Here is a 23,845-nt window from a genome sequence, read left to right on the forward strand (position 1 = left end):
CCGGTGGCCGGTGGCCGGTGGCCGGTGGCCGGTGGCCGGTGGCCGGCCCGTCCGCCGTGCCGGGCAGGAGCCACGCGGAGCTGCCGGTCCCCGGGAGAACGGATGACGGAACCGCCGGGTCCGGCCCGGGCGTGCTTGATCACATGGGTGATCGGGGTGGCAGCACGAGGAGCAGGTCAACGCCGCAGCGAACTGCCGAACCCCGCGGCCAACGGCATCCTCAGCCCCAGCGGCGGAGGCGCCGCCAGGGCGTCCCGGACCGGCCGCGAGAAGTCGTGCCCGAACAGCACGCCCCGCGCGAAGTCCTCCGCCAGGGCCAGGACTTCCTGCCGGTACTGGTGCAGCCCGTGCCCGTCGGAGTGCACCTCGAACCGGCACACCTCCCGGTTCACCTTCTTCATCCGCGCCGCGAGCCGGAAGGACAGCTCGGGATCGGTCCGTTGGTCGTTCGTGCCGTGCACGATCAGCACCTGCCGCCCCACCAGGTGCTTCACCGGTTCGGGTGGCGCCGCCATGTCCTCCTCCGGCAGCCAAGGGGCGATCGCAAGCACCGAGTTGACGGCCTCGTGGCCGCCCGCGCGCAGCGCGGCCCGCCCGCCCATGCCGACACCGGCGAGGCACACGGGGACGTCTCCGTAGCGCCGTACGGCCTCGTCGGCGGCCCAGGAGGCGTCGGTGGCGAGATGGGCCTCGCTGCCGTTCCAGCCCCGGTAGCGGTAACGCACCAGGTGGACGGCCAGGCCGTCCTGCCGGGCCGCGCGCGCGAGCCTGCGCCCGACGGCGCGCACCGGGCCGTTTCCCCACAGGGGCGAGGGTCTGCGGTCGGAGACCTCGTCACCACCCGGGAGCAGCAGCACCACGCCGCTCACCGCCTCCGGCTCCGGGCCCATTCCCTTCCCCAGCCTGGCCGTTCGCACCGGCGTCGCTTGCTGTCCCATGACAGAACAGTGTCAGAAGCACCGGTGTACTCCACCCGTCCGTGCGGTCACCGTTACATATCGACGTGGCTGTACAGCGCGTGATCTACGCGCGTAGGAGTTAGAGTGCGGAAATGACGAGCCAGACCATTCGACAGGGTGTCACCCCGAGCGCGGACCAGATCCGCCGGGCGCCCAAGGTTCTGCTGCACGACCACCTCGACGGCGGGCTGCGCCCCGGCACGATCGTCGACCTCGCCCGGGAGACCGGGTACACACGGATCCCCGAGACCGACCCCGGCAAGCTCGGCCTCTGGTTCCGGGAGGCCGCCGACTCCGGTTCCCTCGAACGGTACCTGGAGACCTTCTCGCACACCGTCGGCGTCATGCAGACCCGGGAGGCCCTGGTCAGGGTCGCTCGCGAGTGCGCCGAGGACCTCGCCGAGGACGGGGTCGTCTACGCCGAGGTCCGCTACGCGCCCGAGCAGCACCTGGAGGGCGGGCTGCGCCTCGAGGACGTCGTCGAGGCCGTCGACGAGGGCTTCCGGCAGGGCGAACGGCTCGCCCGGGCGAACGGCCACCGCATCCGGGTGGGCGCGCTCCTCACCGCCATGCGGCACGCCGCCCGCGCCCTGGAGATCGCCGAACTCGCCAACCGCTACCGGGACCGGGGCGTGGTCGGCTTCGACATCGCCGGCGCCGAGGCCGGCTACCCGCCCACCCGGCACCTCGACGCCTTCGAGTACCTGAAGCGGGAGAACAACCACTTCACCATCCACGCCGGAGAGGCCTTCGGACTGCCGTCCATCTGGCAGGCCCTCCAGTGGTGCGGGGCCGACCGCCTCGGACACGGCGTCCGCATCATCGACGACATCGAGGTCGCGGAGGACGGCTCCGTGAAGCTCGGGCGGCTCGCCTCGTACGTCCGGGACAAGCGCATCCCGCTGGAGCTGTGCCCCAGCTCCAACCTCCAGACCGGCGCGGCCGCCTCCTACGCCGAGCACCCGATCGGGCTGCTGCGCCGGCTGCACTTCCGGGCCACGGTCAACACCGACAACCGGCTGATGTCCGGCACCGGCATGAGCCGGGAATTCGAGCACCTTGTCGATGCGTTCGGTTACACGCTCGACGATCTCGCATGGTTCTCGGTCAATGCTATGAAGTCAGCATTCATTCCTTTCGATGAACGACTGGCCATGATCAATGACGTCATCAAGCCCGGTTATGCCGAGCTCAAGTCCGAATGGCTGTTCCAGCAGACCGCCTCCACCAGGGGTTCTGTGACCGACGAGAGCTGAGGGCCGGGACTTTTCGATTCAGGATGCGGGCGGGCCTTCACGGTCTGTCCGCATTTCGATGTTTGCGGTGGATGCCTTTTCGTGTTTACGGTCGTGGACCGCTCAGTTCCCCGATATTCGAGGACGCATTTATCATGAAGCAGTCTGCTGCCAAGACCCTCGGCGTCGCCGCGCTCGGTGCCGCTTTCGCCGCCGCCGGTGCGGGCGCCGCCACTGCGGCCCCGGCCGTCCCGGACGCCACCCAGGCACTGGGCGGCATCACCCAGTCGCTGCCGGCGGAGAACCTCGCCAAGGCGCTGCCGGGAGCCGGTGACGCGGTCCAGCAGGCCCAGCCGGCACTCGGCACCGGCCTGGCCGCCGTGCAGCCGATCGCCCAGCAGGCGCTCACCGAGCAGCCGACCGCGCCGGCCGCCGATCTGCTCGGCGGTCTGCCCGTCCTCAAGGGCCTGCCCACCAACGGGGTAGGGGTGAACGGGATCCCGCTGGGCTGAGTCCCGCGCGTCGCGGCGCCGTCGGGCGCATCCGGGTCCTCCGGGTGCGCCCGACGGCTTTTTCCGTGCGCGGCGCCTACCAGGCCGTGCGGGCCTTGTCCTCGGACGGCAGGAAGATCCACAGCGCTATGTAGAGCAGGAACTGCGGGCCCGGCAGCAGACAGGACAGCAGGAAGATCGTGCGCATCGTCGTCGCGGAGGTGCCGAAGCGCCGGGCCAGCGCGGCGCACACTCCGCCGATCATGCGGCCGTGGGTGGGGCGGGCGAGGCTGCTGGACATCTGCGGCTCCTTCGTGAGTCGGTCCGGGGCGGCCTTCGGCGGCTGCCCCGTCTGATGTCCACGTTACGGAGACGAAGCGGGCGAAACGTCGCCCTACGGGGCGATCCCGACCCTGGGAATCGTCGGGGTCCGCCCCTGAGCCGGCTCCTCCTGGAGGTCCGTCCGGTCCGCACGGCGCTCGGCCCGGTGGCGCAGGCGGGCGCGGGTCGCCGGGACCACGGCGGTGTGCGCCAGGGCCACGCCCGTGGTGTTGAGCAGGAGGGAGTCCACGTCGACCACCTGGCCGGGCACCCCGGTCTGGAGGAGCTCGATGGCCAGCGACAGCAGGGCGCCCGCCGTGACCGTGCGGACCAGGGAGGCGAGCGGTGAGACGTGGAGCCTGCCGTGGGCCAGGGGGAGGAGGACGCCCAGCGGCGCCAGCAGGGCGAGTCCCCCGCCGATCCGGCAGGCCGCCTGCGGCCAGCCCAGCTCCAGGTCGGCGCGGATGCCGGCGAACGGGCGCAGGTTGGAGGGGCTCATCCAGGGAACGTCCAGTGGGCGCAGCGTGCACCAGGCGACGAACACGAGGTGGACGACCAGGAGAACACTCCCGGTCGCACGAACGCGGAACGCGGCGCTGCCGCCGATGGAGCCTTGACGCTGCACGTCCCCCTAGACGCGGGAGGCGGCGGGATCGGTTCCGGCACCGCGGCAGCCGCACCGAGGCCTGCGCCACACCGACGGCCGGACGGAACCGTGCCGGCCCGCCGGGCCGGTCGAACACGCCGAACCGGCCGGACCCGCCAGCCTGCCGAACCAGCCGGGCCGCCGAACCAGCCGGGCCGCCGAACCAGCCGGATCCGCCGGACCAGCCGGGCTGCCGGACCAGCCGGACCCGCCAGGCCCCGTCAGCCGCCCGTGACCTCCGTCGACGGGGGTTCCGCCGTGCCCGGGCGGGAGCGGACCTCGTCCGTGCACTGGTAGCGGCGGGGAGCGGCCGTGGGACCGCCCAGGACCACCGAGCCGTCGCCCTCCGCCGCCGCCGAGTCGGAGAAGGTGCAGACGATCTGGGCCAGGGCGTACGAGGTCAGGCCGTCCGGGGAGGTGCTCAGGCGCAGGGTGTCGTCCGGGTCCTCGGCGGCCGGGCCGCTCACCGCCGTTCCGCCCCGCACGTCCGTGGTGTAGCCGGCCTCCTTCTCCGCGGCCGAGGGGGACTGCGCCAGTTCGTCCAGCAGGCCCTGCGCGACCAGGACGCGGCGCGCGGAGTCGGCCGTGCCGTCGGGGACCGGGACCGTGCGGTCCACGGCGACCAGGGAGGAACCGCACAGGAGGAACACCCGTACGGGGACGCCCCCGGAGGCCTGGGTGGTCACCTCCGGCGCGGAGAGGGAGCAGCGGACCCGGGAGGGGGCCGGGCCGAAGTCGGTCGGCACCTCCGTCGCGCGGATGCCGCAGCCGGTGAGCAGGGCGGCGAGGACGGGGAGGGCGGGGAGGGCGAGAAGGCGGCGTACGGGCGTGGTGTGAGCGGTCATCAGGTGTCCCCCTTGTCCTTCTGCTCGCCCTGTTCCGCCAGGTCCGAGATGTCCCGGGGCAGGCGGAGGGTGAAGACCGCGCCCGACTCGGGGGAGTTGGCGGCGCTGATCTCGCCGCCGTGGATGTGGGCGTTCTCCAGGGCGATGGAGAGGCCGAGCCCGCTGCCCTCGGAGCGGGGGCGGGAGGCGCTCGCCTTGTAGAAGCGGTCGAAGACGTGGGGCAGGACCTCCTCGGGGATGCCGGGGCCGTGGTCGCGTACGGCGATGACGACCTCGTCGGCCGACTCCCGCACGGACACCCGCACCGGCGAGCCGCCGTGCTTGAGGGCGTTGCCGATGAGGTTGGCGAGGATCACGTCCAGGCGGCGCGGATCGAGGCGGGCGTGGATGCCGCGCTCGGCGTCCAGTTCGACGGCGTCCAGCCAGGCGCGCGCGTCGATGCAGGCGGTGATCTGGTCGGCGACGTCGACGTCGTCCAGGACCAGGCGCGCCGTGCCGGCGTCGAAGCGGGTGACCTCCATCAGGTTCTCGACCAGGTCGTTCAGCCGCCGGGTCTCGGAGACCACCAGGCGGACGGCCGGCTCGATCATCGGGTCGATACCGCCGGACTCCGCGTCCAGTTCCTCCTCCAGCACCTCGGTGACGGCGGTGATGGCGGTGAGCGGGGTGCGCAGTTCGTGGCTCATGTCCGCGACGAAGCGGCGGGAGGCCTCGTCCCGGGCCGCCATGTCCGCCACCCGTTTCTCCAGCGACTCGGCGGTGCGGTTGAACGTGCGGGACAGATCGGCCAGTTCGTCCGTCCCGGAGACCCGCAGCCGGGTGTCCAGCTTGCCCTCGCCCAGACGGCGGGCGGCCACCCCCAGCCGGTGCACCGGCTTCAGCACGGTCGTGGCGGCGGCCTGCGCGAGCAGCGCGGCGCCGATCAGCGCCAGACCGGTGGCGATGCCCAGGGACCAGGCCAGCGAGTTGAGGTCCTTGGCCTCCGGCTCCAGCGACTTGCGCATGTAGCCGGTCGGGCCGCCCCCGATCACCTTCGTCCCGGCCACCAGGTACGGCGTCCCGTGGTCGACCACCCGCTGCCAGTACAGGTGGTACGGCGAGGTGTTGCCCGCGGTCGTCTTCTGCTGCTTGTTCACCGCCGTGCGCAGCGACGCGGGCACGTCCTCCAGGGAGAAGCCGTTCAGCCCCCCGGAACTGCCGTAGACCGTCCTGCCGGTGGTGTCCTCGGCGACCAGCAGCACGCTGAAACGCTGGCTGCTGGTGGCCATCTGGCCGGCCGTGTGCTGCAACTCGTCCTGCGAGGGGTGCTCCGTGAGCGAGCCGGCCCGGTTCTGCATCTCCTGCTCGAAGTCGCGCAGGACCGAGCCCTGGGTGCGGGTCAGCACGGCCTCGCGGTTGAGCCAGTACGCGATGCCGGACGCGGACACGGCCGCGGTCAGCGCCACCAGCCCGAAGACCACGACGAGCCGCAGCCGCAGGCTGGTGAGGCGCAGCCGTGAGAGATGCCCCTTGCGCGCCGCGGACCAGCCGCGGATCCCCCCTTGCCGCTGTGTCACTGAGGGGCGTCCAGGCGGTAGCCGACCCCGCGCACGGTACGGATCAGGGTGGGGGACGACGGCACGTCCTCGACCTTGGCGCGCAGCCGCTGGACGCAGGCGTCCACCAGCCGGGAGTCGCCGAGGTAGTCGTGCTCCCAGACCAGGCGCAGCAGCTGCTGCCGGGACAGCGCCTGACCGGGGCGCCGGCTCAGTTCGAGCAGCAGCCGCAGCTCGGTCGGGGTGAGCTGGAGGTCCTCGCCGTTCTTCGTCACCGTCATCGCGGCGCGGTCGATGACGAGGCTGCCGAAGGTCGCCGAGTCGTTCGACTCGCGCTCCCCGCGCCGCAGCACCGCCCGGATCCGGGCGTCCAGCACCCGGCCCTGCACCGGTTTGACGACGTAGTCGTCGGCGCCGGACTCCAGCCCGACGACCACGTCGATGTCGTCGCTGCGCGCGGTGAGCAGGATGATCGGCAGCTGGTCGGTGCGCCGGATGCGCCGGCACACCTCGAATCCGTCGATGCCGGGCAGCATCACGTCCAGCACGATCAGATCCGGCCGCTGTTCGCGCAGCAGCTTCAGACCGTCCTCACCGCTCGCAGCGGTCGCCACACGGTGTCCCTGGCGCGTCAGTGAGAGCTCCAGGGCCGTACGGATGGCGTCGTCGTCCTCGATCAGCAACAGGGAAGGCACGGGCTCATTCTGGCCCATGGAGGTGCCGTCGTTCGACCTGTGGGCCGGGGCTCGGATGCCAGAGGGGCGTGGTTTCCGCGGCGCGCGCGGCGTACGCGGGGTCGGGGACCGGTCCGGAGCGCCGGTGCAACCCGTGCCGGAACGTCGTAGCGCCGATGTCTGTGCGCGGGCTGTGGCGCCACCGTGACGGACCCCTGTGACAGGTCTGTGACAGTCGGCGGACACGGCGATGAAGTGCCATGGGCAGGATTTTCGGCACAGGCACGGCAGCACGCGGCACCGAGCACACAGCCGCGGCGGACGGGCCGAACGCAACGAGCACGGACACCGGAAGTCCACGACGGGGGGCGCGAGATGAACACGCTGCACGGTATGAGCACCAACGCAGTCGCAGTCGTCACGCGTCTGCACGACGTGCACCGGGGTTCCGAGAAGTCCGGTGCCGTGAGCGGGCGGGGGTGCGCTCGCGGCACCGGGCGTCAGCACACCGCCTTCATGACGGTGGTCGACGCGGGGGAACAGGCGGCTCACGGGGGAGCCGCGTACAGGGAGGACACGGGGGAGCGCCGCTCGCTGTCGGAGGCGGAGTTCACCGCCTACGTCCAGGAGCGCCGCGCCTCCCTGTACGCCACCGCCTACCACCTCACCGGCGACCGCTTCGAGGCCGAGGACCTGCTGCAGAGCGCGCTGTTCTCGACCTACCGGGCGTGGGACCGGATCAGTGACAAGGCGGCCGTCGGCGGCTACCTGCGACGCACGATGACCAACCTGCACATCAGCGCGTGGCGCCGCCGCAAGCTGAACGAGTACCCGACCGAGGAACTGCCGGAGACGCCCGGCGACACGGACGCGATGCGCGGCACCGAACTGCGCGCCGTCCTGTGGCAGGCGCTGGCCCGGCTGCCCGAACTCCAGCGGACGATGCTGGTCCTGCGCTACTACGAGGGCCGCACCGACCCGGAGATCGCGGAGATCCTCGACATCAGTGTCGGCACGGTGAAGTCCAGCATCTGGCGGTCGCTCCGCCGGCTGCGCGAGGACGAGGTCCTCAGCTTCGGCCGTGACGAGGAGGACGCCTTCGGCGAGCTCGTCGCCTGAGGTGCACGGAAGCCGGCCTTCCTCCCGGGAGGCCGGTGAACGGGGGAACACGGGGGAAACACGGGGGAGCGGTACCGGGGGGACCCAACGGGGGACGTCGGGGGAGCGGTACCGCGCACAGCACGGGGGAAGCACCACCCGGGGGAACACGGGGGAACACGGGGGGAACACGAGCGGGGCTGGAGGGCCGGGGGGTCCATCCAGTCCCGCTCTTCCGCGTCCGCCCGTCAGACGGCCGTACGCGCCGTCGTGGCGTTGTCGTCGTCCGTCGCCGCGGCCGCCAGGCGGCCCAGCGCCTCGTCGCGGTCGCAGGCGTACGCGCCGAGGGCGGTCTGGCGGGCCACGATGGAGCGTTCGGCGCGCATCAGGCGCCAGCCGCGGCGCAGGAGGAACGGCACCGACTTGCGGCCCTCCTCGAGGTCCCGCAGGAAACGGCGGCGGAACGTCGTCACCGCACCGCGGCTCAGGCACAGCGCGTCGGCCAGCACGCCCAGGTCCCGGCAGCGGGCGACGATCTCCGCGGCGAAGATGCCCTCCGCGATGAACAGCGGGGTCCGCCCGATCTCGACGGCCTCCTCGCCGGTGCGGGCGCTGAGCGCGATGTCGTAGACCGGGACGTTCGTACGGCCCGTGCGGCACAGGTCGGTGATCGCGGCGATCGCGATGTCCGCGTCCCACGAGCCGGGGTGGTCCCAGTCGATGTCGCAACTCCCCGCCACCTGCGGCAGCGTCGGGTCGTCGCCCTCCTTGTAGAAGTCGTCGAGCCGCAGCACGGGCAGGCCGGAGCGGGCGGCGAGAAGGGACTTTCCGGAGCCCGAGGGGCCGCAGAGCAGCACGACTCGCGCGGACAGGGGCGGTGGGGAACTCACGGGACACCAGTGTGAGGCATCCGCCGGGCGGGGAACGACCCCGCGGGTCGGCTTTGATGCGGGTGTCACACCTCAACTACCCTTCGTGTCGACCCGATTACCCGACGCAGTAGAAAGTGGGCACCGCGATGGCCCGACAGCACTCCTCCCAGACCCCGACCGGACGGCGCGCCCTGGTCGCCCTCGCCACGGCGGGAGTGGCCCTGGGCGCGGGCACGGGAGCGGCCGCGGCGGCCGAGGCCGAACCGGTCGTGGACGTGTTGCGCACGCGTCCCACCTCGCTCGGCAAGATCGACCCGCAGGCCGGTGCGCAGGCGCTGGGCGGCACCGTCGGATACGTCACCGGCCCGCTGTCGGACCTCAAGCCCAACCCGCTCGCGGGCACGGGTGTCGACCCGCTCGACAACGGCGTCGGCACCCAGCTCGCCGACTTCCAGCCCGTCGCTTCCCGGACGCTGACGGCGCCGGTGGCGCAGGCGCAGTCGATCGGCAGCATTCCGGTGGTGGGCCAGGCCGCGAAGTTGCTGGGTGACGGCTGACCGAGGGTGATTGCGGCAGAGGGCCGTGCCTCCCTTGAGTGATTGTGGGAGACGCGGCCCTCTGTTGTGTCAGGCGGTGCGGCCGAGGTGGGTGACGAGAATGTGGATCACGTCGTCGTCGATGATGTACAGCACTCGGTAGTCGCCGACGTGCAGGCGGCGGATGTTCTGTGTTCCGTACGGAACGGATGTCGCAGGGCGCGGTTGGATGGCCAGGCCGTCCACGGCCTCGTAGACGGCGGCCAGCCCAGCGGGGTCGTCCTTGAGGAAGCGTGTGGCTGCGTTTGTTGCGCGTGGCTCCCAGATGATCTGGTAAGTCACTTATCGCAGTCCCAGCATGCGCCCGACCTCTTCGTGCGGAATGCCGGGTTCGAGCGTTCCCTCCGCTTTGCGGCGCTGGTAGTCGGCGAGTGCGAGAGCGTCCTCGAAATCCTCTATCACCTGCGGTGATACGAGAAGGGCGGCCACGTGGCCATGATCGGTGAGGGCGATGGTCTCCCGGCCGTGGGCGGCGCGGCGAACCAGGTCGCCGAGCTGGGAGCGGGCGGCACTGATGGCGATCTCAACCATGTGCACATGGTGTCACAAGATTACTCTTGTGGGCAATTCATGTGACTGTGTGCCTGCATGGGCATGGTTGCTGCGCGGGATTCCGTGTGTTCCATCAAACAGAAGGAACATGTGTCGGGTGCCGAGATAGCCTCGTTCGTCGGCGCCCCTCGGGGCGGTGTGATGCCTCGAACCCATGAGAACAGGGGGAATGCGTGCCGTACCCGGTTCAGGTCCGGAACCTGCGCAGGAAGCTGAGCGAGCGTTTCCGGCCGCTGGTCGACATGGAGGATGTCGCCGGGCGGCCGGACGAGGAGCAGATGTTCCTCAGTCGCGCGGTGGCCGCGCTGGCCGTCAAGATCGAGACGGCATGCTCCGACGAAGAGGCCGGCCGGTCCGTGATCGACAGCTCCACGGACAAGGGCGTCGATGCGGTGGCGGTGCAACAGCGAGGCGACCGGCAGCACGTCACCCTTGTGCAGGCGAAGTGGAGTGACAAGGGTGAGGCGGGATTCGGTGAGCACGACGCCGCTGCGCTGATGCGGGGGCTCGACTACTTGCTTGAACTGGAGTTCCACCGCTTCGGTAGCAAGATCGACCGGCATTCTGCGGCCATCGACGCCGCGCTGAACAGCCCATCGCCCAAGGTGACCCTGGTGCTGGCGCTCGTGACCGGCACCGAACTGCACCAGAACACCGTGGACTTCCTCGACGAGGCGGTCGACAAGCACAACCTGGACGACGACCTCGTCGAACTCAAGGTCATCAACCTGCGCGCTCTGCACCGGGAGATCCTGGGCGATCACGCGGAGCGGAAGGTGGACCTGGACGTGCAGGTCGACGGCGTGGGGAAAATCGATTCCCCTTACACCGCCTACTACGGAACGGTCTCCGCCGAGGCGGTCGCCGGGTGGTACGACGATCACGGGCGTCACCTCACGGCGCGCAACATCCGCGACGCGCTCGACGTCAGCGACGTCAACGACAAGATCCGCGCCACCCTGGTCAAGGAGCCCGAGCATTTCTGGTACTTGAGCAACGGGATCACGCTGCTCTGCGACCGGATCCGCAAGCACGGCAAGGGCGCCCCGGTGGCGGGGGCCGGTGCCGGCTTCCGGCTGGAGGGGGCAAGCCTCATCAACGGGGCGCAGACGGTGAGCGCCGTGCACCGTGCGATGCGGCAGAAGCCCGGCAAGGCCGCCCTCGGGCGACTTCTGGTGCGCATCATCTCCCTGGAGGACTGCCCCGAGGACTTCGGTGACCGTGTCACCGTGGCCGCCAATACCCAGAATCCGACCCAGGAGCGGGACTTCCGGTCGCGCAGGCCGGAACAGTTCGATCTCCGGCATGACTTCGCGCTCTCGCTGGGCCTCCAGTACGTGATCAAGCGAGGGGAGCCCGAGCCCGCCCACGACGAGGGCTGCACCATGGAGGAGGCGGCCACCGCCCTTGCCGCCGTCGACTCTCCGGGGCTCGCAGCCCAAGCCAAGCGGGATGCGTCGGGCCTGTGGGGGGCACAGACCTACCGGCAACTCTTCGGGCCACACCCGACGGCGCATCGGGTGTGGCGGTGCGTCCAGATGCTGCGCGCGGTGCGGGAGGCGCTGGAACAGGAGAAGGAGAGTGCCGTCGGCCGCCTGGCGGGTGCCGCCGCCTACGGCGATCTGCTGATCACCCATGTCCTCTACCGGGCGATGGGCGTCGCGGACCTCGGCGATGACAAGGAGGCGGACGCGGCGTGGGAGGCACGTCTGGCCGAGGTGCCGGGCCGGGTGCGGCGCGCCCTCGCCTGGATGGTGATCGTCATCGACGGCGCGTACGGACGTAACAGCCAGCTCGGTACGGCGGTCAAGGCCGAGGACCGCGCCCAGCTGGTGGCCGAGGGTCTGTACGCTCGGGTCCTCGGCGACGAGGAGCCGCCCAGTGACGCGGAGTCCAGGCTGGACCAGGAGCCGGGTGGCGGCGGCCGGACGGCCAACGCGGTACGCGTGATCGTCGACGCGGAGCGCCTCCGGGACGGGACGGTCCTGGAGTTCCGTCCGGTCACCGGTCCGGAGCGCAGGCAGCTGCCGCGGTGGATCGAGGAGGACCCGCGCAGGGCTCGGGCCACCTGGCAGAACAACAAGGTCAAGCCGCTCGTGTGGGCTGCCGACGGCAAGGCGTACGCCCCCTCCACGCTGGTGCGTCTGATGCGAAGGACGGCGATGGGCAACGATCAGCAGGTGCAGGGCACCCGGCACTGGCATGTGCCGGAGCTCGGGGCGCTGGTCGACATCGCGAAGGAGTTGAGGGAGAGCGGCAGCACTGGCGACTGACGTGACGGGCGTCACGGGCGGGCGTGACGGTAGGTGGTCGGCACGGAACGTAGGGTGATCGGTTCCGTGCTGCCCTAGTCTTGGGCGGTGCCGCCGGATGATGCGGGCGGTGTGAAGCGTGGTGATACGGGACAAGGTGGGCGCGGGCGCAATGAGTGAGGAACAGCTGGGTTTCGACATTCCCGGGGATGACGGGCGGAGGCCGGCGTCGTCGGCCAAGGCGAAGTCCAAGGCGTCCGGCAAGGGGCGTGCGCGGTCGGCGTTGGAGGAGAGCGCGGGGCCGCGCAAGCTCCAGGACGACGAGATCTTCGACTACATCTCCGGCGAGAAGGTCGTCAAGCACACCCCGATGGAGGAGGTCCGGCAGCGCATCGCTCGGGCGCTCGTCCATCAGTACGGCATCGATCCGCGCGACATGCGGGCCGACTTCCGCATCCAGGTCGAGAAGAACGGCCGCAAGTCGTGGAAGCGGGCGAGCATCGCGATCTTCGAGCCCGGCTCGATCAAGCCGGGGGAGGAGCCCAAGCGGGAGGACATCCGCCGGATCGTCGTCATCAAGCCGCCCCGCAGTGACAGCCGTACCGTCTCCAAGATCCGCACGTTCGCGCGGGCCAAGGACCAGGTCGACGAGGTCGCCGACCTGATGCACGGGGCGGGGCCGGAGTGCGTCTACGGCATGTGGACGGACGACAAGGACCTCTACTTCATCCGCCGCGACCCGCACCGCTTCGAGGACGTCTACCTGCCGCTGGCCAACTGGCCGCGCGGTGACGCCACGCTCTTCGACGCCAAGGGCAACATCTCCTCGCTCGGCATCATGCGCAGCGCCGACGAGACCATGCTCAAGTTCGCCTTCCGCCGCTGCCACGACTTCATCCACGGCAACGAGGGCCTGCCCAAGGACGCCGCGTTCTGGCAGTTCCTCTACGTCCTGTTCGCCAAGCTGCACGACGAGAAACTGGTCCGGGAGGGACAGGACCCCCGCTTCTACGTCGACACCACCGAGCTCGTGGAGCTGGCGAAGAGCGATGAGGGCAACCCCGCCGTAGCCCAGCGCCTGAAGGACCTCTTCGAGGAGTTCAAGAGGGACCACCCGGACGAGTTCACCGAGTACGACCGGCTCACCCTCGACAAGGCCGCCCTCACCTTCATCGCCGGTGAACTCTCCACGTACACCCTGCTCGGCACCTCCCTCGACGCGCTGGGCACCGCCTACCAGGAACTCGTCGGTGACAACCTGCGCGGCGACCGGGGCCAGTACTTCACCCCGAACGTCGCGACCCGCTTCATGGTCGAACTGCTCGACCCCCAGCTCGACGAGACCGTTCTCGACCCGTGCTGCGGTACCGGCGGCTTCCTGCGCGAGACGCTGCTGCACGTCCTGCACCGGGAGGGGCTGCCCGACTTCGGGCGCGGCCTGTCCGTGCAGGAGAAGGCCGACGCGGAGACGGCGTACCGCCCGGCACTCGCGCGGTACGCCAACGACCGGGTCTTCGGCATGGACTTCGACCCGTTCCTCACCCGCGCCGCCTCCTTCGGCCTGATGATGCTGACGGAGATCAGGGGCAACACCTTCCAGGTGGACTCCCTCAGGTTCCCTCGAGGCAGCCAGGACAAGCCCGGTCACGGGCCCGCCATGGAACGCCGGAACCGAGTCGGCATCGGACAGGTCGACGTCCTGCTCACCAACCCGCCCTTCGGCACCGACATCCCCGTCACCGGATCGACGCTGGAGCTGTTCCGGACGGACGAGTTCGGCGGGGAGAAGCAGGCGAGCATCGCCTACGACTGGACCAAGGACAAGGAGAAGGGCGACGGCTCGCTCAAGCGTGGCAAGCCGGCCTCCTCCGTCCCGCCCGAGCGGCTCTTCGTGCAGAAGTGCGTGGAGTGGGTCAAGCCCGGCGGGCGCATCGGGATCGTCCTGCCCAACGGCATCCTGTCCAACCCCGGCCCCGACGACGAGGCGGTACGGCGGTACATTCTCGACGAGTGCTGGGTGATGGCCAGCGTCGAACTCCCCGTGGAACCGTTCGTGTTCGGTGCCGGCGTCAACATCCTCACCACCATGCTGTTCCTGCGGAAGAAGACCGAGAAGGAGAAGCAGGAGGAGCGGTTGTACGGTGCCGCCGACTACCCGGTGTTCATGGCCGTCGTGGAGAAGGTCGGCCACGACCGGCGCGGCAACCGGCTGTACGTGCGGGACGCGCGCGGCGAGTACGAGTGGCAGCAGTACGAGGAGAACGACGACATCTGGGTCGGGAACGTCGTCGTGCCCCGCAAGATCAACCGGCGTAAGCGGATCCTGGACAACGACCTGTTCGCACTGCGGGACCGGACCGAGCACGACTTCGATGTGCGGCCCAATGTGATCGACTCGTACCACGAGTTCCTGAAGGAGCACGGGCATGAACTCCCCTGGGCGAAGGGGGAGTCGGCGTGAAGGTCGCGGAGGCGGGGAATCCGGCGCGGCGGGGGTGGTTCGACAGGCAGGGGCTGCGACTCATCGCGAAGCCTTATCTGTCGGGGGCGTTCGTCACTCAGCGGCTGCTTGAGCGGCTGCCGGTGGAGAAGGAGGCGTTGAAGGACCTCACCGCGGGGTATGCGGGGGGCATCTTCGACGGTCCGCAGTCACGGCGGGTGTACCTCACCGACCCTGAGCACAGTGTGCCGTTCGTGGGTAGTAAGGACATGCTTGTCGCCGACCTCGGCGCGCTTCCCCGGCTGAGCAAGGCGGAAGCGGAGTCGCCCAGCTTGCGCTACATGGAGCTCAAGCCCGGGATGACGCTGATTTCGCGGTCGGGCTTCAACGCCGGGCGACGTTCGTACGCGCGCCCGGACATGGACGGCTTCTGGTCCTCGGAACACGTCATGAAGGTCGTACCTGACCAGAGCAAGATCCAGCCCGGGTACCTGTACGCCTTCCTGGCCAGCCGGTTCGGTGAAGTGCTCGTCAGGGGTGGCATTTACGGGTCGGCCGTCAAGCACATCGCGCCTGATCACGTCGGTGAGATTCCTGTGCCGCGCTTCGGGGACGCCGTGGAGAACGAGATCCACGAACTTGTCCAGGGGGCGGCCGAGTTGAGGGCGGAGTTCCAGGCGGGGCTTGAGGCGGCGACATGGGATCTGTTCCATACCGCAGGGATCGAAGATCTGCTGGATCTGCGGTGGCATGAGCAGGGGCGGGACCTGGGGTTCGCGCAGTCCGGTGTTACGGCGACGAGTCTGCGGGCGCTCAACTTCCAGCCAAGGGCTCGGGCGATCGTGGAGCGGTTGGGGGAGCGGGAGTGTGTGTCGTTGGGGGAGGTTTGTGAGGGGGGCATGCTGCGGACCGGAAAGCGGTTCAAGCGTATTGAGGCGGCCCCAGCCCACGGTGTACGGCTGGTCGGGCAGCGCCAGTCGTTCTGGGTTCGGCCGGAAGGTCGTTGGATCAGCGCGGAACAGGCGCCGGACGATATCCTGCAAGAGGACGAGACCGTCTTGATCGCGGCTCATGGCACGTTGGGCGAGAACGAGGTGTATGGCCGGTCGGTCCTGGTCACGGGGGCGTGGCTGGACAACGCGTTCAGTCAGGATTTCGTGCGGGTCGTCAGCGGAGACCCGGACGTTCAGGGGGCTTACCTGTTTGCGTTCTTCCGCTCGGAGGCCGCTTTCCGCGTACTGCGTTCAATGAGTGTCGGGGGGAAGCAGCAGGAGTACCACGCCAAGCTGCTCCGCGAGCTGCCTATTCCTGTCCTCACGCAGTCCGACCGCGACCGCATCGCCGCCACCGTGCGGGCCGCCTACAAGAAGCGTGACGAGGCGGACCGTATGGAGGACCTGGGGCTCGCGAAGCTGGAGGAGGCCGTGACGGGCTGAGCGGCCCGCCGGATTCCCTGTTCCGAACGGGTCCTGGAACAACTCCAGGGCCCGTTTCGCGTAACCCCCTACAGGGAGCCGTCCTTGACGCCGTCGACGAACGGCTGCCAGGCCGCGCCGTCAAGCATTAGGACGGGGCCGCTCGTGTCCTTGCTGTCACGGACGGGGACCGCGCCGGGGAAGTCGTCGCAGACCTCGACGCATTCGTCCCCTGCCTGGTTTCCGCTGAACGATGACTTGCGCCAGCGGGCGGTGCTCAGATCTGGGGTGACTCGCATGGCTCGTACGTCTCCATTGTCGCCTTGATCAACGCTGCGGACTCCTTGGGTGAGAGCGCGCAGACCTTCATGCGATCGTAGTCTCGCACGCGTTGAATGACGGTCTCCCGATCGTCGAAGATCTCGCCGTTCCTGGGACCTTCCTGGTACACGGTGGTCGAGTTGTCTGGAAGTGTCAGCAGGATGAGAGTGCCGAGCATCAGGGAGCACGCGCCCGCCGCGAACGGGACGATTTGGATCGTTGTGTGGCGCGTTTCCGCCAGAGGAAGCAGCGCCGCGAGTTGCTCGCACATCACCGCCGGGCCGCCCACAGCTTGCCGTAGAGCGGCTTCGCTGAGGATCCACCAGAAGTCCGGCGGGCAGTCCCGCCGCAAGATCTCCTGGCGGCTCAGGCGGGCAGCCGTGAGTCTTTCGATCCTTTCCGGGTCGATGCCCGGCTCGCCTTCAGCGAACAACGCCCGCATGTACGCCGGAGTCTGGAGCAGCCCAGGAACAAGGCTCGCGTTGAACGACTGAATCCGTACCGCCCGCGCCTCAAGCTCCAAACAGTGATCAAACCGCCGAGGCGTGTGCTCCCGCTTGACGGCCCCCCACAGCCCCTGGAACAACTCCCCCGTCCCGAACGCCACGTCCAGCTTCTCCGAGATGGGCGGCAACGGAAGCCGCTCCCCCGTCTCCACCCCGTGCAGATGCGTCTTGCTGTAGTTCACGATGTCCGACAGCCGGTCCAGCGAGAGCCTGGCGGACTGCCGTTGCCGGCGCAGCTCGACCCCGTACAGGTCGCGCGCGGAGCTCGCGGGGTCGAGGTCCCGGGCGGGCTGGGTCATGATCGGTACTCCCTCACCGTGTGCCGTGCGGACGGGCACGTGCCGTTCCGTGGTCCTGGAGGAACGCCACCACCCCTCCACGGTAATCGCGTTCGGTGACAGTATGAGCGCGAACAGTGAAACCTGGCAGGTGGGAGCTGTTCCGCAACCCTGCTGGGAACACCGTCACCCTGTCCCCCGACGATCGCCGACCGTTTCGCTGGACGTACGCACAGCGAGAACGGAGACGCCCGTGGCATCCCGAGGACGTATCAAGACCAGCGCGGCGGACGCGACCGCGCCCACCACGGACACCCCCCGCACACCCGGCCCTGACCGCGCCGAGCTTGAGCGGACGCGGCTCCCTGTGGGGCAACTCGCCCACGACACGCGGCAGGAGAGGGCCGGGATCGTCATGGACCACCAGGATGGGTTCGTGTGGCTGCGCCCCGAAGGTGGTGGTACGGAGTGGACCGCGCGTCCCGGCGACGTGCTGCCGCTGAACGTCCGCGAACAGGCGACGGCCCTGATGCGGGCGCGGGTGGCCGGTGCCAACGCCCGCAGCAGAGGGGAGGTTCTCTGAGCTTCAGAGCATCGGAGCTTCCAGGGCCTCGGGTGACCGTCCGGTGGCCCCGGGTGATCGAAGCCGGGCGCGATGTCAGTGAGGCGTCCTAGAGTGTTCCGTGACTCAAGTGTCGGCGCATGTGACGCGGGGATACCCGGGTGCCGCATGCGCCGGGACCGGCACGGTGAGGACGGGGAGCGGGGGCGGGCGATGGCGCGGATCATCCCGATCGGGGAGCCGGCCAACGAGGGCGAGCGCATGGTGCTGCGCCATCTGCGGGAGCACGCGCCGGACGACTGGATCGTCGTGGCCAACTTCGAGCTGCCGTACGGGCCGGGGCGGCCGATGTTCGAGGTGGACCTGGCGATCGTCGCCGATCACGCGGTCTACCTGGCCGACACCAAGGGCGTGCACGGTCGGGTGCAGGTGCGCGGCGGGCGCTGGTATCCGCAAGGCATGTCGTTCCCCAGCCCGGCACGCAAGATCCGCAACCACGCGCGGGTGGCCGCCGATCTGCTGGCCCGGTCCCGGGCGGCGAGCGGCCGGCTCGGGTCGGTGTGGTGCGAGGGGCTGGTGATCCTGCCGTACCGAGGAGCCACCCTGCACGATCCCGACGGCCGCGACGAGGTGACCACGCATCAGCTCGCCGACCTGGTGCCGTTCATCGAGCGGCACCGCCCGTCCGGGCACGGCAGGGGTCCGAGCGACGACATCTCCGGGCTGCGTGAGGACATCGCCCGTGTCTTCCAGGCGGAGACCCGGCCGCCGTCGGGAGCGCGGCGGTTCGGGCACTACGAGGTCGTGGAGGCGCTGTACGAGGCGTCCCCCGCCGATCTCGCCGACCAGGACGGCGATCCGGCTCGCCGGGTCTCGGTGTACCGGGTGCGGCTGGCCGACCAGCCCCGGTCGGGGACGCGCATCCTTCAGGCGCACGCCGTCGACCCGCTGCTGGCCGACGGTGAGCGGTCCACGGCGTACGCGCGCATCGGCAACCCGGTCCAGGCTCTGAGCAAGCTGCCCTCCAGCCCGTACATCGTGCCGTGCGAGACCTCCTTCCCGCTGGACGAGGGCGACGGGTACGCCGTGGTCCTCAAGGACGTCCTTGCCGAGGCGCTGCGGGTCAGGCTCGACGCACGCGGGCAGGGCACACTCGGCGCCGACGCCAAACGCCGGGTCGTGGACGGGGTGCTCGGCGGTCTCGCCGTCGCGCACGCCCACCGGGTGGTGCACCGCTACCTCAGCCCGGACGCCGTGCTCATCGGGCGCAACGGCACCGCCATGCTCACCGGCTTCGACTACGCCCACCCCGGCCCGCCGCGCCCGCGCGAGGAGTCGCGGGGCATCGAGGCGTACGCGCACCAGTCGCCGGCGTACCTCGCCCCTGAGTGCCATAAGCGGCCAGGGGTCTTCTCTTCGGCCACCGACCTGTACGCGGCCGGGGTGCTCTTCCACGAGCTGTACACCGGTGAGGAGCCCGCCCTCGGTGCGGGCGGCACCCCGCTCGACAGTCTCGACGAAGCCGACCGACTCGACCCCGAACTCAAGTCGGTCATCCGGGAGCTGCTGTCCGCCGCACCGGATGACCGACCGCCGGCCCGCGAGGTCATCGAGCGGCTCGCCCGCGCCGACACCCGCCGTGCCCGTACCCGGGTCCCGCGCCAGGGACGCGATGAGTCCGACGACCCGTTCGACTGGGACGATCCGCACAGTTACGCCGCCCTGCCCGAGGGGTTCCGCCTCACCGAGAGGTTCCGGGTACGTTCCCCGCTCGGGCACGGCCAGTTCGGCGTCGTCTACCGGGTGTTCAACACCCTCGACGACACCGACGAGGTCCTGAAGATCATTACCAGGGACCGGGAGTCCGTACGCGAGCGCCTGGTGAGCGAGTACCGCATCCTGCGCCGGATCGCCCCGCACCCCAACCTGGTGCGGCTCATCGACGCTGAGTTCCTGCCTAAGGGCGACTTCCCCTACCTGCGTATGGAGTTCGCCGAGGGACAGGACCTCAAACGCGTCCTCGACCAGGGCCGCCCACTGGGCCCCGCCGACGTGCGCAAGCTTCTCGACGACTGCCTCGCCGGCCTCGCCCACCTGCACGCGGGCGGGGTGTTCCACTGCGACATCAAGCCCAGCAACCTGCTGTGGACCGCCGACGGAACCCGCATCCTCGATTTCAACGCCGCCGTGTCCGCGGACTCCACTCTCACCCCGACCCTAGGCTCTCCCCGCTACCTCGCTCCCGAGGCCACCAGCCTCACGCGGCCCAGTCGCGAGGAGCTCACCGACCTCGATCTGTTCGCCCTCGGCATCTCCGCCTACGAGGCGCTCACCGGTGGCTACCCGTGGCAGGGCCGTGGCACCCCGCCGCGCGGCGGGACGCCCCTCGACCCGCGCCGCCTGCCCGGACTCGCCGACCTCGACCCGGACTTCACGGCCGTCCTGCTGCGCGCCCTGGCTCCCCGCCGCTATGAGCGCTACCGCGACGCCGACGAGTTCCGCGCCGCCCTCGCTGCCGTCCGCGAGGTGCGTCTCGTGCCTCGCGCTCCGGAGCAGGAGGCACCGCGGCAACCTGCACCAGTCGAAGGCGACGTGGAGGCGGCCGGTTCCAACCCGTTCGTCGGCCACCTCCAGACCCTGTACAGCCAGAGCGCCCGCACCAACGCGGGAACCCGCGGTCTCGACCCGGCCGCCTACCCTCTTTACGTCGCCACCGCCCTCGACGACCGGCTGCGCCCCGACGTCCTCGCGGGCCACCACCGCCTCGTCCTCATCACCGGGAACGCCGGGGACGGCAAGACGGCCTTCCTTCAGCACCTCGCGGACGAGGCCCGTCGCCGAGGTGCCCGGTTCGACGCAGCACGCGCCAACGGTGACGACTTCACCCTCGACGGCCGCTCCTTCCACACCAACCACGACGGCAGTCAGGACGAGGGCGACACCGACAACGACACCGTCCTCGACACCTTCCTCGCCCCGTACCGGGGCGCCGACGCGGAGGACTGGCCCGACGACGCCACCCGTCTCGTCGCCGTCAACGAGGGCCGCCTCGTCGACTTCATCACCCGGCACCAGGAGCGCTACCCACTGCTCGCGGAGACTGTCCGGGACAGCCTCACCACCGGCCGCGCCGCCCACGGCGTCGCCGTCGTCAACCTCAACGCCCGCGATGTCCTCGCCGACCCCGACGGCACCGGATCGATCATGCACCGCATGGTCGCCGTCCTCACCGACGATCGGCACTGGCAGGCCTGCGGCTCCTGCGCTCTCGCCCCGCGCTGCTACGCCCTGCACAATGCCCGCACCTTCGCCCACCCCACCGCGGGTGCTCAGGTAACCGAACGCCTCGCCACCCTCTACCGCATGGCCCACCTGCGCGGACGCCTCCACATCACGCTGCGGGACCTCAGATCGGCCCTCGCCTACACCCTCACCTCCGGCCGCGACTGCGCCGAGATCCACTCCCTGTACGGACGGGAGGAGCCCGAGGCGGCCCAGGAGATCCTCGACAGCCTGTACTTCACCAGCTGGACCGGTATCCACACCGGCGGCCCCAAGGACAGCGGCAGCGCCACCTCCTCCCGCCCCCGCCGGAAGCCGGCCGACGCACCGCGAGCGGACGAACGCGACCGCCTGCTCGCCCAGTTGCGCGACCTCGACGTCGCCGCCGTCCCCGACCCTCAACTGGACCGGCGACTCGACTACACCGGTCCCGCCGCGGGACACACCCTGGTCTCCTTCGACCAGCGCGGCGACCTCGACGAACGGCTCCTCACCGATGCCTTCGAGGCCCTGCCCCGCACCCACCAGGCCGAACGCGCCCAGATCACCGCGCACCGCTCCTACCTTGCCGCAGCCCGGCGCCGCTTCTACTTCGAGAGCCTCGACGACACCCGCTGGCGCAGCCTCCTGCCCTACCAGGCGGCCGACCGCTTCCTGCGCCTGCTCGCCGACGGACAGCCCGGCCCGGAGGAACTGGCCCGCATCGTCGAGGCCGTGAGCCGTGGCGAGGGCATGCCGCGCGGACTCGGCCAGGCCGACGGCCAGGATCTCGCACTCCAGGTACGGGCCGTCGCCGGCGGCACCGTACGCAGCCACCGGCTGTTCCCCGCCGAGCACTTCACCATTGGCGTCGACGGCCCGCCCGCCTCGCCGTACGTCGAGACCGGCCCCCGCGAACTCGTCGTACGCCACCACCCCGAGGACGGTCGCGTCCACCGCGCCCAGCTGACCGTCCGCCTCGACCTGTACGAACTGCTCGACCGGCTGCACCGAGGCCACCAGCCCGGCGTCGAGGACCGCCAGGGCCAGAACCTCGCTCTGGCCGTCTTCAAGAACGCGCTGGCCGCCACCTCCTACCAAGAGGTCCTCCTGAACGCACCCGGTTCACCGCCCCACCGGCTGCGCCGCCTCCCGGACGGCGCCCTGCGCCTGGCCCCCGCCACCCGGCCCACGACACCCCCGGGCGCGGGCGCGGATCCGTCCCCGGAAGGAGCACACTGATGGCACTGCGCCGCCGTGACACCGAGTTCAAGCATCTCGGCGTCTCCTACCTGGACTTCAAGCGTGTGCAGATGGACCGGGTGCTGACCGGCTTCCTCATGCGGCTCAACCACAAGGGCCTCACCAGCCGCCTGGTGCGTCGCAAGGATCTGTTCGTCAAGGAGTTCGCGGACGAGTTCACCGACCCCGTCAACGCCGACCGCTTCCAGGGCTTCGCGGAGCACCCCGAGATGGCCCGGCGCTGGGTGGAGACCCAGCTCCTGGACGTGGTCAACCGGGGCAAGCCCACCCAGGAGGTGGCCGGCCTGCGCCCGCTGCACGGACTCACCTACAGGTTCCGCAGCAGCCGGCACTCGCGGCCGTACGGTGCCGACGCCCAGCTGTACGAGATGCTGCGGCACGCGCGCGGCCCGCTGGGCGCCCTCGCGCTGGAGCAACTTCGCACGTTCTTCTTCACCGGACTCGGCGCGGCTGCCTCCGCCGCCGTGCAGAAGACGCCCGTAGACATCGAGACCCAGGCGGTACTGCACCTCAACAGCCAGGTGAAGGCGGACAGCCCGCACACCGTCAAGGGCTGGTACTCGGCACCCCCGTTGTGCGTGGGACAGGCCGATCTCCTCGCCGACGACGTAGTACGGCTGCTGTCCCTGAAGGATCTGCTGCCGCGCATCACCATGGTTGAGTACCTGAAGATACTCTTCGCGTTCCACCTCGCTCTCGGCCAGTTCAAGACCATGAAGCTGCTGCCCGTCGCCGTGGCCCGGTCGGCGGCCGATCCCGCTTGCGGCCACGACCGGTGCCCGGCCTCCGCCACCGCGCAGGATCCGCTGGCCGGATGTCCCTTCCGCGTCGGGCTCTTCGTGGATGTCGCCGGAGTACCCGGCACCCCCGCCGCCGCGCTCGCCGAGCACAGCGCCGAACACTGGCTGCGTCGCATCCCCGACTTCGTCCGCGCCTCCTACACCGTCCGCAAGCTGGACGAGTTCGCCGAACACCTCGTCGGTCAGGGCAAGGAGCGCCGCCCCTCGCTCGGGCACTTCACCGTGCCCGAACTCCTCCGCTTCGGCACGAACGACTACCGCAAGGCACGCGACGAGTTCTTCGGCTCGCGGCTCACCGCGATCCTCGACGACACCCCCGTCAGCGAGCAGCCCGAGGAGGTCCGGCCCCTGCTGGACGAGTCCATGGGCCTCGCCCCCTTCGAGAAGTACCTCGAAGTCCTGATGGCCTACCGGGGCCCCTACCACCACAAGTACATCTTCCAGGCCATCGACTCCCTCCTGCTCAAGAACCGCCCTGGCGCCGCCATCGCGCAGCCCCACGGAGGCCGACGCCGCTTCGTCCTCGACAGCGCGTTGTTGGAGGTGCTGGTCCAGGTGGCGCTGCTGCGCCTGAACCCCCGTGGCGGCTCCTCTCCGTACACCCACCACACCGTGTCGTTCCGACTCGACGAGTTCCTCGCCCTGCTCCGCGACAGGTACGGGTTGTACGTGGACCGGCTTCCCACGGGGGACGGCTTCGGTCCGGCGGGCCTGGAGGAGGAGGCCGCTCTTCGGTCGAACTCCGAAGCGTTCACCACACGGATGCGGGAGATCGGCTTCTACGACGACCTGTCGGATGCCTACCTCACGCAGGTGATCACCCCCAGGTTCTCCATCACCGAGGACGGCATGGTGACCACGGGCGGGAGGTAGGAGGAACGACCACATCGACGGCAACGGCAGGACAGGCGAGAGACAGACGG

General features: G+C 70.1%; 21 protein-coding genes. 10 read left to right on the forward strand and 11 right to left on the reverse strand.

All coding sequences use genetic code 11. From position 1 onward, the window contains the following. Window positions 1-176 precede the first annotated feature (176 nt). On the reverse strand, window positions 177-938 hold the full coding sequence (locus ACFV9M_RS18115; protein ID WP_385064083.1) for an alpha/beta hydrolase: 762 nt from the start codon (window positions 936-938) through the stop codon (window positions 177-179). A gap of 113 nt (window positions 939-1,051) precedes the next feature. Here ACFV9M_RS18115 and ACFV9M_RS18120 point away from each other — a divergent pair, with 113 nt between their 5' ends. Together ACFV9M_RS18120 and ACFV9M_RS18125 are read left to right on the forward strand one after the other, a co-directional pair. Then, entirely contained in the window at window positions 1,052-2,215 is a 1,164-nt protein-coding gene (locus ACFV9M_RS18120) for an adenosine deaminase (RefSeq protein WP_385064085.1), read from the forward strand. A 134-nt stretch (window positions 2,216-2,349) separates the two neighbouring features. Then, window positions 2,350-2,706, forward strand: coding sequence for an ATP-binding protein (locus ACFV9M_RS18125; RefSeq protein WP_385064087.1), 357 nt, complete (start codon window positions 2,350-2,352; stop codon window positions 2,704-2,706). Between the two features lie 76 nt (window positions 2,707-2,782). Here the strand turns inward: ACFV9M_RS18125 and ACFV9M_RS18130 are convergent, their stop codons facing one another. From ACFV9M_RS18130 to afsQ1, 5 genes are all read right to left on the reverse strand, one after another. Further along, complete coding sequence (locus ACFV9M_RS18130; protein ID WP_385064089.1) at window positions 2,783-2,986, reverse strand: PspC domain-containing protein; 204 nt, start codon at window positions 2,984-2,986, stop codon at window positions 2,783-2,785. Window positions 2,987-3,079: 93 nt separating this feature from the next. Then, the gene (locus ACFV9M_RS18135; RefSeq protein WP_385064091.1) at window positions 3,080-3,631 is read right to left on the reverse strand and encodes a VanZ family protein; all 552 of its coding nucleotides are present in this window, start codon (window positions 3,629-3,631) and stop codon (window positions 3,080-3,082) included. A 242-nt stretch (window positions 3,632-3,873) separates the two neighbouring features. Then, the gene (locus tag ACFV9M_RS18140; RefSeq protein WP_385064093.1) at window positions 3,874-4,497 is read right to left on the reverse strand and encodes a hypothetical protein; all 624 of its coding nucleotides are present in this window, start codon (window positions 4,495-4,497) and stop codon (window positions 3,874-3,876) included. Then, window positions 4,497-6,053, reverse strand: a complete 1,557-nt coding sequence (locus ACFV9M_RS18145) for an ATP-binding protein (protein ID WP_385064095.1) — start codon at window positions 6,051-6,053, stop codon at window positions 4,497-4,499. Before ACFV9M_RS18145 ends, ACFV9M_RS18140 begins: the two co-directional genes overlap by 1 nt. Beyond that, window positions 6,050-6,727, reverse strand: coding sequence for a two-component system response regulator AfsQ1 (gene afsQ1 / locus ACFV9M_RS18150; protein ID WP_189933766.1), 678 nt, complete (start codon window positions 6,725-6,727; stop codon window positions 6,050-6,052). Before afsQ1 ends, ACFV9M_RS18145 begins: the two co-directional genes overlap by 4 nt. Window positions 6,728-7,081: 354 nt before the next feature. Between afsQ1 and ACFV9M_RS18155 the strand changes: the two genes are divergently transcribed. After that, entirely contained in the window at window positions 7,082-7,825 is a 744-nt protein-coding gene (locus tag ACFV9M_RS18155) for a SigE family RNA polymerase sigma factor (RefSeq protein WP_385064097.1), read from the forward strand. Window positions 7,826-8,052: 227 nt separating this feature from the next. Here the strand turns inward: ACFV9M_RS18155 and ACFV9M_RS18160 are convergent, their stop codons facing one another. Continuing rightward, complete coding sequence (locus ACFV9M_RS18160; RefSeq protein ID WP_385064099.1) at window positions 8,053-8,763, reverse strand: uridine kinase; 711 nt, start codon at window positions 8,761-8,763, stop codon at window positions 8,053-8,055. A 59-nt stretch (window positions 8,764-8,822) separates the two neighbouring features. On the opposite strand from ACFV9M_RS18160, the gene ACFV9M_RS18165 reads away from it, so the two are divergent. After that, window positions 8,823-9,233, forward strand: a complete 411-nt coding sequence (locus tag ACFV9M_RS18165) for a hypothetical protein (RefSeq protein WP_385064101.1) — start codon at window positions 8,823-8,825, stop codon at window positions 9,231-9,233. Window positions 9,234-9,302: 69 nt separating this feature from the next. Here the strand turns inward: ACFV9M_RS18165 and ACFV9M_RS18170 are convergent, their stop codons facing one another. Both ACFV9M_RS18170 and ACFV9M_RS18175 read right to left on the reverse strand, forming a co-directional pair. Further along, window positions 9,303-9,554, reverse strand: coding sequence for a type II toxin-antitoxin system RelE/ParE family toxin (locus ACFV9M_RS18170; protein WP_385064103.1), 252 nt, complete (start codon window positions 9,552-9,554; stop codon window positions 9,303-9,305). Further along, window positions 9,555-9,803: a type II toxin-antitoxin system Phd/YefM family antitoxin gene (locus ACFV9M_RS18175; RefSeq protein ID WP_385064105.1), complete on the reverse strand. Its 249-nt coding sequence runs from the start codon at window positions 9,801-9,803 to the stop codon at window positions 9,555-9,557. Window positions 9,804-9,997: 194 nt separating this feature from the next. Here ACFV9M_RS18175 and ACFV9M_RS18180 point away from each other — a divergent pair, with 194 nt between their 5' ends. The 3 genes from ACFV9M_RS18180 to ACFV9M_RS18190 all read left to right on the forward strand — a co-directional run bounded on the left by ACFV9M_RS18180 (window position 9,998) and on the right by ACFV9M_RS18190 (window position 15,952). Then, a complete protein-coding gene (locus ACFV9M_RS18180; RefSeq protein ID WP_385064107.1) occupies window positions 9,998-12,097 on the forward strand; it encodes an AIPR family protein in 2,100 nt (699 codons plus the stop codon). Between the two features lie 151 nt (window positions 12,098-12,248). Continuing rightward, window positions 12,249-14,537, forward strand: a complete 2,289-nt coding sequence (locus ACFV9M_RS18185; RefSeq protein WP_385064110.1) for a restriction endonuclease subunit M — start codon at window positions 12,249-12,251, stop codon at window positions 14,535-14,537. After that, complete coding sequence (locus tag ACFV9M_RS18190) at window positions 14,534-15,952, forward strand: restriction endonuclease subunit S (RefSeq protein ID WP_385064112.1); 1,419 nt, start codon at window positions 14,534-14,536, stop codon at window positions 15,950-15,952. Before ACFV9M_RS18185 ends, ACFV9M_RS18190 begins: the two co-directional genes overlap by 4 nt. 68 nt (window positions 15,953-16,020) lie before the next feature. Here ACFV9M_RS18190 and ACFV9M_RS18195 read toward each other — a convergent pair whose 3' ends face one another. Both ACFV9M_RS18195 and ACFV9M_RS18200 read right to left on the reverse strand, forming a co-directional pair. Next, window positions 16,021-16,230 (reverse strand): DUF397 domain-containing protein, encoded by a 210-nt coding sequence (locus ACFV9M_RS18195; RefSeq protein ID WP_385064114.1) that lies wholly within the window; start codon window positions 16,228-16,230, stop codon window positions 16,021-16,023. After that, complete coding sequence (locus tag ACFV9M_RS18200; protein WP_385064116.1) at window positions 16,209-17,057, reverse strand: helix-turn-helix domain-containing protein; 849 nt, start codon at window positions 17,055-17,057, stop codon at window positions 16,209-16,211. Before ACFV9M_RS18200 ends, ACFV9M_RS18195 begins: the two co-directional genes overlap by 22 nt. Window positions 17,058-17,289: 232 nt before the next feature. Here ACFV9M_RS18200 and ACFV9M_RS18205 point away from each other — a divergent pair, with 232 nt between their 5' ends. The 3 genes from ACFV9M_RS18205 to ACFV9M_RS18215 all read left to right on the forward strand — a co-directional run bounded on the left by ACFV9M_RS18205 (window position 17,290) and on the right by ACFV9M_RS18215 (window position 23,795). Beyond that, window positions 17,290-17,619 (forward strand): hypothetical protein, encoded by a 330-nt coding sequence (locus ACFV9M_RS18205; protein ID WP_385064118.1) that lies wholly within the window; start codon window positions 17,290-17,292, stop codon window positions 17,617-17,619. 192 nt (window positions 17,620-17,811) lie between these two features. Beyond that, on the forward strand, window positions 17,812-22,101 hold the full coding sequence (locus ACFV9M_RS18210) for a protein kinase (RefSeq protein ID WP_385064120.1): 4,290 nt from the start codon (window positions 17,812-17,814) through the stop codon (window positions 22,099-22,101). Continuing rightward, entirely contained in the window at window positions 22,101-23,795 is a 1,695-nt protein-coding gene (locus ACFV9M_RS18215) for a hypothetical protein (RefSeq protein WP_385064122.1), read from the forward strand. The genes ACFV9M_RS18210 and ACFV9M_RS18215 overlap by 1 nt, the downstream gene beginning before the upstream one ends. The last annotated feature ends 50 nt before the right edge of the window (window positions 23,796-23,845 follow it).

It is taken from the genome of Streptomyces sp. NPDC059895 (genome assembly GCF_042731035.1).
GTDB lineage: Bacteria > Actinomycetota > Actinomycetes > Streptomycetales > Streptomycetaceae > Streptomyces.